Annotated in this window: 11 protein-coding genes; 9 read left to right on the plus strand and 2 right to left on the minus strand. The window is 70.9% G+C overall.

Features of this window, described 5'->3' with window-relative positions; genetic code table 11:
• Positions 1-101 precede the first annotated feature (101 nt).
• The 9 genes from BN1197_RS09045 (at position 102) to BN1197_RS09085 (ending at position 11,656) form a co-directional block, all read left to right on the plus strand.
• Positions 102-3,122, plus strand: coding sequence for a glycoside hydrolase family 2 TIM barrel-domain containing protein (locus tag BN1197_RS09045; protein ID WP_052466308.1), 3,021 nt, complete (start codon positions 102-104; stop codon positions 3,120-3,122).
• A complete protein-coding gene (locus tag BN1197_RS09050; protein ID WP_040158572.1) occupies positions 3,115-4,131 on the plus strand; it encodes a LacI family DNA-binding transcriptional regulator in 1,017 nt (338 codons plus the stop codon). Before BN1197_RS09045 ends, BN1197_RS09050 begins: the two co-directional genes overlap by 8 nt.
• Before the next feature lie 50 nt (positions 4,132-4,181).
• Positions 4,182-5,570: an ABC transporter substrate-binding protein gene (locus tag BN1197_RS09055; RefSeq protein ID WP_052466311.1), complete on the plus strand. Its 1,389-nt coding sequence runs from the start codon at positions 4,182-4,184 to the stop codon at positions 5,568-5,570.
• Positions 5,567-6,448, plus strand: coding sequence for a carbohydrate ABC transporter permease (locus BN1197_RS09060; protein ID WP_040158575.1), 882 nt, complete (start codon positions 5,567-5,569; stop codon positions 6,446-6,448). Before BN1197_RS09055 ends, BN1197_RS09060 begins: the two co-directional genes overlap by 4 nt.
• The gene (locus tag BN1197_RS09065) at positions 6,445-7,308 is read left to right on the plus strand and encodes a carbohydrate ABC transporter permease (protein WP_082043752.1); all 864 of its coding nucleotides are present in this window, start codon (positions 6,445-6,447) and stop codon (positions 7,306-7,308) included. Before BN1197_RS09060 ends, BN1197_RS09065 begins: the two co-directional genes overlap by 4 nt.
• Positions 7,309-7,410: 102 nt before the next feature.
• Positions 7,411-8,256, plus strand: coding sequence for a GNAT family N-acetyltransferase (locus BN1197_RS09070; protein ID WP_052466313.1), 846 nt, complete (start codon positions 7,411-7,413; stop codon positions 8,254-8,256).
• A gap of 134 nt (positions 8,257-8,390) precedes the next feature.
• Positions 8,391-10,169, plus strand: coding sequence for a proline--tRNA ligase (locus BN1197_RS09075; RefSeq protein WP_040158932.1), 1,779 nt, complete (start codon positions 8,391-8,393; stop codon positions 10,167-10,169).
• A gap of 169 nt (positions 10,170-10,338) precedes the next feature.
• Positions 10,339-11,121 carry a sulfite exporter TauE/SafE family protein gene (locus BN1197_RS09080; RefSeq protein WP_040158935.1) on the plus strand — a complete coding sequence of 261 codons (783 nt, stop codon included), beginning with the start codon at positions 10,339-10,341 and terminating at the stop codon, positions 11,119-11,121.
• An 88-nt stretch (positions 11,122-11,209) separates the two neighbouring features.
• Positions 11,210-11,656 (plus strand): VOC family protein, encoded by a 447-nt coding sequence (locus BN1197_RS09085; protein ID WP_052466315.1) that lies wholly within the window; start codon positions 11,210-11,212, stop codon positions 11,654-11,656.
• A gap of 27 nt (positions 11,657-11,683) precedes the next feature.
• Here BN1197_RS09085 and BN1197_RS09090 read toward each other — a convergent pair whose 3' ends face one another.
• Together BN1197_RS09090 and BN1197_RS09095 are read right to left on the minus strand one after the other, a co-directional pair.
• On the minus strand, positions 11,684-12,175 hold the full coding sequence (locus tag BN1197_RS09090; RefSeq protein ID WP_040158577.1) for a flavodoxin family protein: 492 nt from the start codon (positions 12,173-12,175) through the stop codon (positions 11,684-11,686).
• Between the two features lie 563 nt (positions 12,176-12,738).
• Positions 12,739-15,534, minus strand: coding sequence for a sugar-binding protein (locus BN1197_RS09095; protein ID WP_040158580.1), 2,796 nt, complete (start codon positions 15,532-15,534; stop codon positions 12,739-12,741).
• Positions 15,535-15,560 lie beyond the last annotated feature (26 nt).

Raw genomic sequence — 15,560 nt, forward strand, 5'->3', positions numbered from 1 at the left:
CTCTGGCCAAGCGGCGGGGCTCGCAGTAGGGTGGGAGCGATCCCACAGTGAGTCGAACTGAGGGAGCTCTCTTTTCGAACCGCGAAAGGGGCGAACACACGATGGCGTGTGGGAGCGTTCACACAGATCTGATCGAGGCGATCGACGTGACCGGTCGCGAACCCGCCCGATCGTGGCGGCGAGACGACCCCCGCGCGACGCGGCTCGACGGTGCCTGGGCGTTCCGGTTCAGCCCCCGGCCCGTGGACGCTCCCCAGGACGCGCACCGGCCCGATGTCGACGACGCGGACTGGGCCCGCATCCGCGTGCCGTCGCACTGGAGTCTGCTGGGCGAGTACCCCGGGGCCGATCACAGCCCGCCGATCTACACGAACGTCGTCTTTCCCATCCCGCTCGACCCGCCGCGCGTCCCCGACGACAACCCGACGGGTGACTACCGGCGGTGGTTCGATCTCGACGCCGGTGAGGACGAGCGTGTCCTCATCCGCTTCGACGGGGTCGAGTCGGTGGCCCGCGTCCACGTCAACGGCACGCATGTCGGCGACGTCGCCGGGTCGCGCCTGCCGACCGAACTCGACGTCACCGCGCACGTGCGCCCCGGCCGCAACCTGCTGCACGTGCGGGTGCACCAGTGGTCGGCACAGACCTACGTCGAGGACCAGGACCAGTGGTGGCTGCCCGGCATCTTTCGCGAGGTCACGCTGGTGCGCCGCCCGAGGCACGGGATCGATGACCACTGGCTGCGCGCCGACTTCGACCCGGCCACCGGCGAGGGCATCCTCGATGTCGAGGTGCGGGCGAGCGAGGAGGCCTTCCCCGTCACGCTGCGAGTGCCGGAGCTCGGGATCGAGCGCACGTGGCAGGCCCGAGGCGAGGTGGAGCCGGTGGTCGTCGGTCGCGTCGTCCCGTGGTCGGCGGACCGGCCTCGGCTCTACGACGCGACCCTGAGCAACGCCCTCGACCAGGTCGCGACGCGGGTCGGCTTTCGGCGCATCGAGATTCGCGCACACCAGTGGCTCGTCAACGGCGTGCCCCTGCGCCTGCGAGGGGTCAACCGGCACGAGTTCCACCCCGAGAAGGGCCGGGTCTTCGACCCCGACGACGCGTACGCGGGGCTGCTGCTGATGAAGCGGCACAACGTCAACGCCATCCGCACCGCGCACTACCCGCCGCACCCGCAGCTGCTCGAATGGTGCGACGAGCTGGGGTTCTGGGTCATCGACGAGTGCGACATCGAGACCCACGGCTTCCAGCTCGCCGGCTGGCGCGGCAATCCCTCGGACGACCCGGCCTGGCGCGCGAACTACCTCGATCGCGTCGAGCGCATGGTCGAGCGCGACAAGAACCATCCGTGCATCGTCGCGTGGTCGCTCGGCAACGAGTCCGGGACCGGAGCCAACCTCGCCGCGATGGCGGAGTGGATCCACCGGCGCGACCCCGGCCGGCCGGTGCACTACGAGAGCGATCACGAGGGTGCGTACACCGACGTCGTCAGCCGCATGTACAGCTCGCTGCGGCAGATGCGCGAGCTCAGCGCCGGTCTCGGCGACGGTCTGGGCCCGACGCCGGGGCAGTCACGAGCACTGGCGCAGCGGCCCATGGTGCTCTGCGAGTACGCGCACGCGATGGGCAACGGGCCGGGCGCGCTCGCCGAGTACGAGGAGCTGTTCGAGACGCTCGAGCAGTGGCACGGCGGGTTCGTGTGGGAGTGGCGCGATCACGGTCTGCTGACCCGCACCGAGGGCGGCGTCGAGTTCCACGGTTACGGCGGCGACTTCGGTGAGGTCGTGCACGACGGCAGCTTCGTCCGCGACGGTCTCGTTCTCGCCGACGGCACTCCGTCACCGGCCTTGCGCGACGTCGCGGCGGTGTTCACGCCGGTCGTCATGACGATCCACCTCGAGGAGGAGGGGACCGGTGAGCTGCGCCTCCACAACCGCTACCACGCCCGCACCCTCGAGCACCTCTGCTTCCGGTGGACGCTCGAGACCGACGGCGAACGCGTCGATGCCGGGGTCCTCGCCTCCCCTCGCGTGGCCGCCGGAGAGCGTGGCGTGGTCGAGCTGCCCGCGGCGGCACTGGAGTGCCCGGGTCGTGACACCCACCTCACGGTCGTCGCCGAGCTCGCCGAGGACATGCCATGGGCGAGCGCCGGGCACGTCCTGTCCCGCAGCCAGGTGCGTCTCGACGCCGAGCCCGGCCCGGCCCGGCCCGCACCGAGCGCCGCCCCGGTCGTCCACGAGCGAGAGGTCCTCGTCGGCCCGGCGGTCCTCGAGCCGCACTCCGGCCGCCTTCGACGCCTCGGCGACCTCGAGGTGCACGACGCCGGAGTCGAGCTGTGGCGCGCCCCCACCGAGAACGACCTCCTCGGCGACTTCCCCTCCTACGAGCTCGCCGACCCGGCACTGAGCGAGGGCGCCCCCGGTCCGTCGTCGGCGCAGCGGTGGCGGCTCGCGGGCCTCGATCGGCTCGTCACGACGACGCGCTCGGTCCGGGTCGAGAACGACGCCGTCGTCGCCGTTCAGCGCCTCATGGGGGCCCAGGCCGTCACCGGCGCCGAGAGCCGCGTGGCGTGGACCGCCGACGGGAACGGGGTCGTCCTCACGCTCGACGTCACCCCGATCGGTCCGCTGGGGGAGTCGACGTGGCCTCGCGTCGGCTACCACCTCGCGTTGCCACCCGGTTACATGCGGGTCGAGTGGTTCGGCGTCGGGCCCGACGAGGGGTACGCCGACACCGGGAACGGCAACGTCGTCGGGCGGTTCGCCTGTGACATCGACGATTTCGCCATTCGCTACGCCGTTCCGGAGGAGAGCGGCCACCGCCCCGGCCTGCGTCGGGCCCGGATCACCGGCCCCGGCCTGCCGCCCCTGCGCATCGATGCGCTCGAGGCTCCCGGCTCCCGTGGCCGCCTGCCCGGTCTCACGGTGCTGCGGCACGACGTCCACGCGATCACCGCCGCCACGCACCAGCACGCGCTGGGACCGTCGACCGCGACCCACGTGTACCTCGACGCCGCCCAACACGGCATCGGGTCGCGCAGCTGCGGGCCCGACGTGCTGCCGGAGTACCAGCTCTGGCCGAGCTCGCAGCAGCTGTGCGTGAGGATCGCCCATGACTGAGCGACGGGCGACGATCGAGGACGTCGCCCGGGTCGCAGGCGTGTCTCGGGGCACCGTCTCGCGCGTGCTCAACGACAGCCCGCGGGTGAGCGAGGCCGCCCGTGCGGCTGTGCAGCGGGCCATCGGCGAGACCGGGTACCGCGCCAACCCGCACGCCCGCTCGCTCGCCTCGGGCCGCAACGACACGATCGGGGTGTTGCTCACCCGGCCGCACCCCGAACTTTTCGAGGATCCGACGTTCAGCCTGCTGTTGCAGGGCATCTCCGACGGCCTCGCGGCCACCGACCTCGGGCTCGTCCTGCTGCTTGCCGGCACGGACGACGAGCAACGTCGTGCGGCGAGGTTCATCGATCCGCGCCACGTCGACGGCGTCATCCACATCAGCCCCCTGATCGACGACCCGATGATGCCGGTCTGCGCCGCGAGCGGCGTTCCGGTCGTCGTCTGCGGTGACGCCGGGAACGGCCGGGCCTCGTCTCGCACGTGGACCGTGGGCACGACGGATCGCCTCGGCGGTTACGAGGCCGGGTGCCACCTGCGGGAGCAGGGGGCGACCCGCGTGGCCGTGATCGCCGGTCCCGAGCGGGCCGCGGGCAGCCGCGACCGCCTCCTCGGCGTGCGCGACGCACTCGGCGGCGCCTTCGATCCCGACCTCGTCGAGCACGGTGACTACGGCCGGGAGTCGGGGTTTCGGGCGATGGGGCGTCTGCTCGACCGGTGTCCCGACCTCGACGGCGTGTTCTGCGCCTCCGACCGCATGGCTCTCGGTGCGCTCGAACGAATGCGCCTGGCCCACATCGACGTTCCCGGCGACGTCCTCGTCGTAGGGTTCGACGATCACGAGATCGGCGCGGCCGCGACACCGGCCCTGACCACGGTCCACCAGCCCATTCGGCGCATCGGCACGACCGCGGTCCAGATGCTCACCGCCGCCCTTGGCGGCGAGAACCCGACCGACCAGGTCTTTCCCACCCACCTCGTCGTCCGCGACAGCTCGGTGCGCCGTTAGCACCGCCTCACTCATCGACCCTGCCCACTGTTCTCAACGAGGAGGACGTCATGTCAGACACCCAGCGACTCTCCGGCGGTCCACCCGAAGGCGCTTCCCCACCCCGCCTCGGCCTCTCCCGGCGGGCGTTGCTCGGCGGCCTGGCCGGGATCGCGGGTCTCGGGCTCGCCGGCTGCGCGATGCCGGCCGCCTCGGGTGCCGCCCCCGGCCCGACCATTCCTCCCGCGACCGGCCGGGTCACGCTCACCTACTGGGCGTGGATCAAGGATCTGCAGAAGGTCCTCGACGTCTACAACGCCTCCCAGGACCGCATCCGGGTCGTCGCTTCGAGTATCGCCTCGGGCAACCAGGGCGGGTACGCCAAGATCCTCTCGGCCATCGCTGCCGGTGGCGGGCCCGACATCGCGCAGGTCGAGCTCAAGATCGTGCCGGAGTTCGCGTTCGCCGGAGCCCTCACCGAGCTCGGCCGCTACGGCGCTCACGAGGTGGCCGACCGGTTCGACCCCTCCGCCTGGACGCAGGCCGTCGTGGGCGACAACGTCTACGCCGTTCCGCAGGACACGGGGCCGTCGGTGATGTTCTACAACCGGGCCGTGCTCGAGGACGAGCTCGGCCTGAAACCCCCGCGCACGTGGCCGGAGTTCGCCGACCTCATGGGCGAGGTCTCGACCGCCAAGCGCTCGCTCATGTCGATCTCGCCGGCCGACACCGGCCCGATGGTCATGTGGATGCAGCAGTCCGGCGCGCGCTGGTTCAGGCCCGAGGGGGAGTCCTGGGTCGTCTCGTTGCACGACGAGGGCACGATGCGCGTCGCCGAGTTCTGGGACTCGCTGTTCGACAAGGGTCTCGTCGACACGAGCGTCAACCCGTTCTCGACCCCCTGGATGACCGCCGCCGCGAGCGGGGACATGCTCGGCTTCATCGGCGGCTCGTGGGGTGACGCGCTCATCGAGGGGGTTCCGGGCGGATCGGGCAAGTGGGCCGTCGCGCCGATGCCCCGCTGGACCGACATCGGGGTGGGCTCCGGCCAGCACGGCGGCAGCGCGGGCGCCGTCACGTCCAACTGCGCGCACCCCCACGAGGCACTCGAGTTCCTCACGTGGCTGCACACCTCCCACGAGGGCATCGACGGGCTCATCGAGCACACCGGCATCGGCTGGTCACCGGCTCGCGACTACATCGGCCGATCCCGCATGCAGCCCTCGGAGTTCTACAGCGGCCAGCGGTACAACCAGCAGGTCGTCGCGCCCGCGGCCAAGGAACAGAACTTCGACTGGGTGTTCTCCCCGATCACCCAGCGCTCCGAGGCCGTGCTCGCCGACGCGCTGCGAAGACGTGCCCTCGAGGGCAAACCCCTGCGCGAGTCGATGCCCGAGGTCGAGGACCGGCTCGTCGCGATCATGCGCAACATCGGACTCGACGTGGAGGTCGCACCGTGAAGAAGAAGTTGACGCCGTGGATGTTCCTCACGCCGTTCCTCGCGCTCTTCGTCCTGACGATGGTCGTGCCGATCGTCATCACCATCGGCTACAGCTTCCAGCGCGTCGAACGCCGAGGCCTGCTCGGCGAGCTCGGTGCACAGGCCACGTTCGCCGGGCTCGACAACTACGTCGAGACCTTTCGCGACGCGAACTTCGTCGCCTCCATCGGGCGGATGCTGCTCTTCGGCGTCGTGCAGGTGACCGTGATGATCGTCGCGGCCGTCCTCCTCGCGATGCTCCTCGAGAGCGCCTCCGCGCGGTGGCCGTGGCTGTTCCGCGCGGCCTACTTCCTGCCGTACGGCATCCCGGGCGTCATCGCGACGATCCTCTGGTCGTTCCTGTACGTGCCCGGCCTCAGCCCGATCATCGACGTGGCCTCGTGGGTCGGCCTCGACGTGGACCCGCTCGCGCCCGGCATGGTGCTGTGGTCGATCGCGAACATCGTCACGTGGACGTACACGGGCTACAACATGCTCATCATCATCGCCCAACTCAAGGCGATCCCCGGTGACGTCTACGAGGCCGCGAAGATCGACGGGGCGAACGCCTGGCGGGTCATGACGCAGATCCAGCTCCCGCTCATCCGACCCGCGGTGCTGCTCACCGTCGTGTTCTCGATCATCGGCACGCTGCAGCTGTTCGCCGAGCCGCTCGTGCTCTCGCGGGTCGCGCCCTCGATCGACCCCCAGTACACCCCCAACATGTCCGCCTACACGTACGCGTTCGTCTACAACGACATCGGCATGGCCTCGGCGCAGGCCGTCGTCATCGCCGTCACCGCGTTCGTGCTCAGCGTCGTGGCGCTCGCCGTCACCTCGAGGGGAGGCTCCCGATGAGCACCCAGCCCGTCTCGCGCAGCGGCGCGGCCCGCACGATCCTCGTCACCGGCGTCCTCGTCGTCGTCGCCGTCTACTTCCTCCTCCCGGTCTACTGGCTGTTCGTCAGCTCGACCAAGGACCACGAGAGCCTGTTCTCCTCGAACGGGTTCTGGTTCGCCGACTCCTTCCACCTCGTCGACAACATCCGGCACGTGTTCTCCGCCTCCGGCGGCATCTACCTGCGGTGGGCGCTGAACTCGCTGCTCTACGCGGGGGTCGGCGCGCTCGTGGCGACCTACCTCGCGGCAGCGGCCGGCTACGCGCTCGCCAAGTTCGAGTTCGCCGGGCGCAACCTCATCCTGCTGTTCGTGCTCTCCGGAGTGCTCGTGCCGGGAACCGCGACCGCGCTGCCGCTGTTCTTCGTCTTCAGCGGCATCGGCCTGACGAACACGTACTGGGCGGTGCTCATCCCCTCGCTCGTCAGCCCGTTCGGACTGTTCCTCGCCCGCACGTACGCCGAAGCGGCGGTCCCGACCTCGCTGCTGGAGGCGGGACGCATCGACGGTGCGGGGGAGTGGCGCATCTTCCATCGCATCGTGCTGCGCCAGCTCACGCCTGCGCTCGTGACGATCTTCCTGTTCCAGTTCGTCGCGATCTGGAACAACTACTTCCTGCCGCTGGTCATGCTCGCCGACGAACGGCTCTACCCCGTCACCCTCGGCCTCGCCGGCTGGCGCGGAATCACCGAACGTTCACCGCAGTTCTTCGAGCTGACGATCACCGGAGCGATGCTCAGCGTCATCCCGCTCGCGATCCTCATCCTCGTGCTCCAGCGGTTCTGGCGCGGCGGGCTCACCGAGGGAGCCGTCAAGGAATGACCTTCATCGCCGCGGTCGCCGTGGCGGGCTCTCAGGCGCCCGTCGGGCGGCATCGCGGACGACGACTCCGTCGGACCCGGTGCCACCAGGCACAATGGGCTCATGGTGTGGGCGCAGCGTGAGGTGAGGGCGTTGCGCAACGCCGACCGGGAGCAGGCGCTCGCGGTGTGTGCCCGCGAACCGGCCGCCGGGGTGTACGTGGCGGCCCGCATCGGCGAGACCGATCTCGACCGCGCCCGAGGAGTTCTGCTCGGCTACGCCCCGCACGGCCCGGTCGAGGCGGTCTGCTGGGCGTCGGCGAACTTCGTCCCGGTCGGTTGCGACGAGGCGGCGGCGTCGGCGTTCGCCCACCGCCTGCGGCGGCAGCAGTCCCAGTGCTCGTCGATCTTCGGGCCGGCCATGGAGGTCGCCTGGATGTGGGACACCCTCTCGTCTCGCTGGCGTGAGCCGATCGAGCTGCGGGTGCCGCAACCGCTCATGGCGATTCCGGTGGACCGCACGTTGCGGGTCGCACCCGATCCCCGGCTCCGACCGGCGACCCCCGCCGACCTCGACGTCCTCACCCCCGCGGCGGCCGCGATGTTCACCGAGGAGATCGGCTACCCGCCCTACCGCGACCAGCGCGGTCTGCGCGCCTACCGGGGGGCCGTGCGCGCTCTCGTCGGCCGTGGGCACGCCTTCGTCATCACCGAGGGCGACACGGTCGTGTTCAAGGCCGACATCGGCTCCGTCGGGGTGGGGGCCTGCCAGATCCAGGGCGTGTGGATCGACCCCGCCTTCCGCGGGCAGGGCATCGCCGCCGCCGCGATGGCCGCGGTCGTCCAACGTGCGCGTCGGGTCGCGCCGCTCGTCACCCTCTACGTCAACCACTACAACGCCGCCGCGCTCGCCACGTACCGGCGGGTGGGGTTCGACGAGATCGGCCGGTTCGCCACCATCCTGTTCTGACCGCGGCCGAGAGGTCCGGCCCGTCACGACGCGGCCGGTCGCGCCTCGCAAAACGCGGTGGGGGCTCGTCGGTGGGGCCCGTTACGCTTGCCGGTGTCCTCAAGATCCAAGGAGCCCCCGTGTCCGTCACCCGCATGTCCAGCCTGTTCCTGCGCACGCTCCGAGAGGACCCGGCCGACGCCGAGCTGCCCGGCCACAAGCTCCTCGTGCGTGCCGGGTACATCCGCCGGGCGGCGCCGGGTGTGTACTCGTGGCTGCCGCTCGGGCTGCGGGTCCTGCGCAACGTCGAGGCGGTCGTGCGCGAGGAGATGGACGCCATCGGCGCGCAGGAGCTGAGCTTCCCCGCGCTGCTGCCGCGCGAGCCGTACGAGGCCACCGGGCGCTGGACCGAGTACGGCGACAACCTGTTCCGCGTCAAGGACCGCAAGGGCACCGACATGCTGCTCGGCCCCACCCACGAGGAGATGTTCACCCTCGCGGTCAAGGACATGTACTCCAGCTACAAGGATCTGCCGCTCGCGCTCTACCAGATCCAGACCAAGTACCGCGACGAGGCACGTCCGCGGGCGGGGCTGCTGCGCGGGCGCGAGTTCATCATGAAGGACTCCTACAGCTTCGACGTCGACGACGCCGGGCTCGAAGCCGCCTACCAGCGGCACCGCGGGGCGTACATCAAGATCTTCGACCGGCTCGGGTTCGACTACGTCATCGTCAAGGCCACCTCGGGGGCGATGGGCGGCTCGGCCAGCGAGGAGTTCCTCGCCGTCAGCCCCGACGGTGAGGACACCTTCGTGCGCTGCGAGGAGTCCGGATACGCCGCCAACGTCGAGGCCGTCGAGGTTCCGCAGGCACCGGCGCTTCCTGCCGAGGAGGTCGCGCGCATCCCCGCCGCGCGAGAGGTCGACACCCCCGACACTCCGACGATCGACGCCCTCGTCACGGCGCTCAACGAGAAGCACCCGCGGGCCGACGGCCGGGCGTGGACGGCGGCCGACACGCTCAAGAACGTCATCGTCACCCTGCGCCACCCCGACGGCAGCCGTGAGCTGCTCGCCATCGGCCTTCCCGGTGACCGCCAGGTCGACATGAAGCGTCTCGAGGCCCAGGTCGTTCCCGCCGAGGTCGACGAGGCCACCGAGGCCGACTTCGCCGCTCACCCCGAACTCGTCCGCGGCTACATCGGGCCGGCCGCCCTCGGCCTGCGCGGCGTCGGCGAGAACCGCACCGGCGTGCGCTACCTCCTCGACCCCCGCATCGCCGAGGGCAGCGCCTGGGCCACGGGCGCCGACCGCGCCGGGTACCACGTCGTCGACCTCGTGTACGGACGTGACTTCTCCGCCGACGGCACCATTCAGGCCGCCGAGGTACGCGACGGCGACCCCAGCCCCGACGGCGCGGGGCCGCTGCGCAGCGAGCGAGGCATCGAGATGGGCCACATCTTCCAACTCGGCCGCAAGTACGCCGAGGCGCTCGGCCTCAAGGTGCTCGACGAGAACGGCAAGCTCGTCACGGTGACCATGGGCAGCTACGGCATCGGTGTGAGTCGGGCCGTCGCGGCCATCGCCGAGAGCAACCACGACGAGGCCGGGCTCGTGTGGCCGCGTCACGTCGCACCCGCCGACGTCCACGTCGTCGCCACCGGCAAGGAGGCGGCGATCTTCGAGGCGGCCACCGGCTTCGCCGAGGCGCTCTCGGCTCGCGGGCTCGACGTCATCTACGACGACCGGGCCAAGGTGAGCCCGGGCGTGAAGTTCAAGGACGCCGAGATCATCGGTGTGCCCACGATCGTCGTCGTGGGCCGCGGACTCGCCGACGGGGTCGTCGAGATCAAGGACCGCCGCAGCGGCACGCGCCGTGAGGTGCAGGCCGACGCCCTCGTCGACGAGATCCTCACCGAGATCGGTCGCGGCTGACGGTCGGGGATCGACGAGGTGCCGTCGTCGCTCCGGTGACCGGGGTGCCTCGTCGCTCGAGCCCGTCGGCCGGGCATGAGTGCCGACCCGGCAGAATCGGCCCGTGCTGCCACTTCTGACCTCCGGCACCCTGCTCGCCGGATCGCTGTCCACCGCGTTCCCCGCCGCGGTGACGCCTCCGGTCGAACCCGGAGTGCTGCTCGCGCTCGCCGTCGCAGCGCTCGCGGCAGGGTGGGTGGACGCCGTCGTCGGCGGCGGGGGCCTCATCCAGCTGCCGGCGTTGCTGCTGCTCATGCCGGGTGCGGCGCCCGTGCAACTCCTCGCGACGAACAAGCTCGCGTCGATCTGCGGCACGACCACGAGCGCCGTGACATACGCGCGGCGGATCACACCCGACGCGCGCACGGCGGTACCGCTCGCGGTCGCCGCGTTCGCCGGCTCGTGCGGTGGAGCGTTCGTCGCGACGTTCCTCCACAAGGAGGTCTTCACGCCGATCATCCTCGTGGTGCTCGTCGTCGTCGGTGCGTGGACGCTGTTCAAACCGAGCATCGGCCAGGTCCAGCGGATGCGGTTCACCGGTCGCCGCCACGTCGGAGCGGCGGCGTTCATCGGTGCCGTCATCGGCTTCTACGACGGGGCGCTCGGGCCCGGTACCGGCTCGTTCCTCGTCGTCGGCCTCGTGGCGATCTGCGGATACGCGTTCGTGCAGGCCAGCGGCCTGGCCAAGATCGCCAACGTCGCCACCAACCTCGCCGCTCTCGTCGTGTTCATCCCGCAGGGGGCCGTGATGTGGAAGCTGGGGCTCGTCATGGGGGCCGCCAACATCCTCGGTGGGTACATCGGCGCCCGCAGCGCGGTCGCACTCGGACCCAAGTTCGTGCGCGCGGTGCTCCTCGTCGTCGTCGGCGCGTTCGTCGTGCGCCTCGGCGGAGAGGTGCTCGGCCTCTGGTGAGTCGGGGCGCGGATGGGCAATCGCGCCCCACCGGCCCCCGCGGCGCCGGTAGCGTCGCCACCGAGACCCCGGCGAGCGAAGGGCTGCCATGACCACGCGACTCAACCCGTACATCATCTTTCCGCACTCCGCCGAAGACGCCCTCCAGCTGTATCAGCGCGTCTTCGGCGGCACGGTGACGATCACGCACTTCTCGCAGTACGGGCTCGCCGACACTCCGGACGCCGACAAGGTCATGCACGGACAGCTCGAGACGCCTACGGGATTCACGCTCATGTGCGGTGACACGCCCACCGGGATGGCCTACGAGCCCGGTCGCAACATGGCGATCAGCCTCAGCGGGAACGAGCCCGAGCAACTGCGCGCCTGGTTCGAGGCGCTCGCCGACGGTGGGCAGGTCGCCGTTCCCCTCGAGAAGCAGCTCTGGGGAGACGAGTTCGGGCAGGTCATCGACCGCTTCGGAGTCGTCTGGGTCGTCGACATCCACGACGATGCCGCCAGCGCTCACGAGGGCGTCGACGACTCCGAGATGTGACGGCTCGCAGCCTCGGTCCTCGTTGTCTCAGTCCATGAGCAGGGCAGCGAGAGTGCCCCCGAGTTCGTAGGCGCCTTCCCGGTCGTCGTCGGAGATGTCGCCGAGCACGTCGAGCACCTCGGCGGCCTGCCGCCACGGCAACGCACCGGTGATCGACATGACGGCCCGCACGGCTCCCGTCGTGTCGTACCGGCCGTGCACGTAGAGCCCGAAGGGGATCGTGCGCTCGGCGCTGCCGCCCTCCGCCGCGCCGCCGTCGTCGGCCAGTGAACCGCCGACCTGCAGGAACGTCGAATCGAAGAAGTGCTTGAGCGCACCCGACATGTAACCGAAGTTCGCGGGCGTTCCGAGCAGCACCCCATCCGCGGCGAGCACGTCGTCGGCCGTCGTCTCGAGCGCGGGGCGGTCGACGACCTCGACGCCCTCGATCGCGTCGTCGCTCGCGCCCGCGAGGACGGCCTCGGTGAGGGCGGTCATCGACCGCGACGGGGAGTGATGCACGACGAGCAGACGAGCCATGCCCACACCCTAGGCACTCACACCGTGATGCGCTCGAACAGGCACTTTCACCCCCGTGCGCGGATGAAAGTGCCTGTTCGAGCGGCTTTCTTGCATGTGGCAGCGAGTGAAAGTGCCTGTTCGAGCGGGGACGGAGGTCCCTCGGGTGCTCGGGGCCGTCTGGGAGTTCGCGCCGAGGCAGCCGTCGATTCCGGCCTCTCCGTCGTGACGCGCGCTCGGACAGGCGCTTTCACCCTCGTGCGAGCCATGGAGGCGGATGAAAGTGCCTGTTCGAGCGCCTTCTTGCATGTGGCAGCGAGTGAAAGTGCCTGTTCGTGCGAGCGCGGAGGTCCCTGGGGTGCTCGGGGCCGCCCGGGAGTTCGCGCCGAGGCAGCCGTCGATTCCACTCCGCCATGATGCGCTCAGACAGGCGCTTTCACCTCGGTGTGCGCCATGGGGGCGGGTGAAAGTGCCTGTTCGAGCGGCTTTTTCTGCGTGCGTGGGGTGAAAGTGCCTGTTCGAGCGAGGGTCAGGCCCCGGAGGGTGGAATCGACGGCTGTCTCGGCGTGGGGTGGGGATCGGGATCAGCGGCGGATCGGGACGGCGGAGGAGAGGGTGCCTCGGCCGTCGTCCCAGGCGGCGACGGCTCGTGCCTCACCCTCGAGCGCACGGGTGAGCGGAATGTTCACCGATCCCCGGAGGCGCGGAGCGGGCACGACCGCCCGGCCGGCGATCCCCGAGGCGTCGACGACGAACACGTGAGCGGCGCCGGTGCGTGCGCGACCGGTCGTCGTTCCGGTCACCCGGACGACGCCCTGTCCGCTGCCCCGGGCGACCTGCGCCCGCGTGAGCCAGCCCGACGAACGGCGATCGGAGGCGGGCCCACCCGCCAGCGGGACGTTGTCGCGCACCGATTGCTCGATGCTCGGCGGGGAGTCCACCGACTTCAGCGCCGTGAGCGGCATGACCGGCTTCGGCGGCGTCGTCGGGCGTCCGGCCGGAGGCGTGTACCCCTGGACCGTGGCCACACCCCAGCGGTACGGGTCGCCCTGGACGCCGCCCCAGGTGGACCAGCCGATGCGGGTCTGGCCCGTCTTGTCCTGGGTGTCGGAGTCGTAGACGAACAGGTTCATGCCGAGGTGCGCCGGGTCGATCGCGCCGGGCAGGTCGGCCATGGGGATCGACGTCTCGACGGTGTAGCCGCCGTTCGTCACGGTCGAGGCGACCTTCATTCCCGGCGCGGTCTCCGCACCGCCCTGGCGGTTGTCGGCGTCGCGGCCGAAGCACGCCCCGCCCTGAGCCGTGACCGGGAGGATGAACGCCTTGAACGTCGTCGAGGTGTTCTCCGAGGTGCCGCGGGGGTCGAACGCGAGCTCGACGGCGTCGGTGCGCCAGTGACGCTTGCAGTCGTTCGAGTCGAGCTTGGTTCCGAGCACGTCGTCCTTGACGGTGACGGCGACATAGAGGGTGTCGTCGCGCCAGGTGACGTTCGCGGTGGCCGAGCAGTCCGCGGCCGAGGTGCAGGGCTCGCCCTCCCACACGCGGGACAGGTCGAGGGTGGCAGCCGGATACTCCCCGTTGCTCACCTTTCCGTCGACGGCGGGTGCCGTGGCCGCTCGCGGAATCGTCGTCGAGGGGACGAGTTCGAGCGCGCCGGTGTCCTGGGACGTGGCTCCGCCGCTCGTCGTCGCGATCGTCCACCGATAGTCGCCCGGTGCGCCGCCGGGGGTGCCGCCCTGGTTCGACGTCTTGAGGCTCGTGTCGGTGTTCTCGACGGTGAACTGCAGGGTCGTCGAGGCCCCGGGGGCGAGCGCGGTGTACGACCGGCTCGCCGGTTCGACAGTGAACCCGGCCGGCGCGGCGGGCGTCACCGTGCCGGACTGCGTCGAGGCCGAGTGATTGGTGACGACGACCGGCACGCTTGCGGACCGCCCGGACGGGACGACGGTCACGGGGGTGACGATGCCGCTGAGCTCGGGAAGGCCGGCCTCGCGCACCCAGTTCTCGAACTGCGCGACCTGCGGCAGGAATTGCTGGTGGGCCGTGACGGGAGCGGTGACCGCGACCACCGTCTCCGTGTGTCCACGACCCTCGGCGGCGGCGACGTCGACCCCCACCTTGACGCGGGTGCCGGCCTTGGCCGACACGTCCGGAGTGACGGTGACCGTGCGGGTGACCGTCCGTCCGGGACGCACTGTGCCGAAGTCGATCCGTCCGGCCTTCCACCCCGACGGCACGGTGAGGGAGGCCCGGGCGCGTCGCAGCGTGGCGCGTGGCGGAGCCGTGAGACGCACGGTCGTCGTGAACGCCTTGCCGGGGAGGACGTCGATGCTCGCCGTCGAGGCCTCGAGTCGCGTGCCGAGCGGCAGCCCGCCCGACGCACGCACGGTCGCACCCTGCAGCGCCGCCGCGGGGTCGGCGGCCTCCTTGGTGCCCATCGCCGCGAACGGCACCCGCGAGGCGACCTGGGTGAAGAAGTCGCAGCCGAGCTGGTTCGGGTCGGCCGGCACGTCGGGGAACCCCGCCCAGCCCTGCGAGGCGTACTGCCGCTGGGCCGCGCGCTCGATCTCCGCCCACGTCTTTCCGTCGGGCGCCTTCGCCCCCGACCACACGCCGTAGACGGTGCTCGACGGGTCCTTCGGGGTGATCTTCGCGGCGCACTCCGGGCCGTTCACCGACGTGCCGTCGTAGCCGCTGCGGAACACCTTGGCCGGTGCCCAGGGCCGCAGCCCCTCCTTGGTGATCTGCTCGGGGAATCGCTTCGGGTCGCCCGCGGCCTCGTACGCCTCGATCGCGAGGCGTGCCGCCTCCTGGTGATTGCCGTGGTTGCCCGGCGAGGGGGCCGGGTTCATCGTCACGAGGATCTCGGGACGCGTCTCACGGATGACCCGCACGATCTTGGCGAGGGTTCTGTCGTGGCCCCAGGTCTGGCGCGTCAGCGGCTCGGAGACCGTGTAGAAGAAGTCGACCTCGTCGAGGTTGTAGATGTTCGTGATGCCGGCCCGGCCCACCGCGGCACGTTCCTCCCTCTCACGCAGCAGCCCGAGCGCCGGACCCTCCTCCGGGCCGACGGCGTTGCCGCCGCCCTCCCCACGGGTGACCGTGACGACGCCGGTCTCGAGCCCGTTGCGCTGTCCCCACTGGCCGATGGTCGACAGCGTCCAGGCCTCGTCGTCGGGGTGGGCGCCGATGTAGAGCGCACCGAGGTCGACGGGTCTGCCCGACGAAGTCGTCGCGTCCGGTGGGGCAGCGGTCGGGCGGCGTCCCGCGGCACCGTCGGCACTGGCGGCACCGGTCGTGTGGGCGAGGGCGGGGGCGAGACCGAGCGCGGCGGCCGCGGCGAGCGTGGTGCCCGCGCGCAGCAACGTGCGTCGTGGCATGGCGGTGTCCTTTCGCGAAGGGGGAT

The organism is Mobilicoccus massiliensis (assembly GCF_000826525.2).
Classification (GTDB): domain Bacteria; phylum Actinomycetota; class Actinomycetes; order Actinomycetales; family Dermatophilaceae; genus Mobilicoccus; species Mobilicoccus massiliensis.

Excerpts from the sequence above, each read along its gene's own strand:
- BN1197_RS09045 (WP_052466308.1), top strand. The coding sequence starts at position 102 with ATGGCGTGTGGGAGCGTTCACACAGATCTGATCGAGGCGATCGACGTG.
- BN1197_RS09050 (WP_040158572.1), top strand. The coding sequence starts at position 3,115 with ATGACTGAGCGACGGGCGACGATCGAGGACGTCGCCCGGGTCGCAGGC.
- BN1197_RS09055 (WP_052466311.1), top strand. The coding sequence starts at position 4,182 with ATGTCAGACACCCAGCGACTCTCCGGCGGTCCACCCGAAGGCGCTTCC.
- BN1197_RS09065 (WP_082043752.1), top strand. The coding sequence starts at position 6,445 with ATGAGCACCCAGCCCGTCTCGCGCAGCGGCGCGGCCCGCACGATCCTC.
- BN1197_RS09070 (WP_052466313.1), top strand. The coding sequence starts at position 7,411 with ATGGTGTGGGCGCAGCGTGAGGTGAGGGCGTTGCGCAACGCCGACCGG.
- BN1197_RS09075 (WP_040158932.1), top strand. The coding sequence starts at position 8,391 with ATGTCCAGCCTGTTCCTGCGCACGCTCCGAGAGGACCCGGCCGACGCC.
- BN1197_RS09085 (WP_052466315.1), top strand. The coding sequence starts at position 11,210 with ATGACCACGCGACTCAACCCGTACATCATCTTTCCGCACTCCGCCGAA.
- BN1197_RS09090 (WP_040158577.1), bottom strand. The coding sequence starts at position 12,175 with ATGGCTCGTCTGCTCGTCGTGCATCACTCCCCGTCGCGGTCGATGACC.
- BN1197_RS09095 (WP_040158580.1), bottom strand. The coding sequence starts at position 15,534 with ATGCCACGACGCACGTTGCTGCGCGCGGGCACCACGCTCGCCGCGGCC.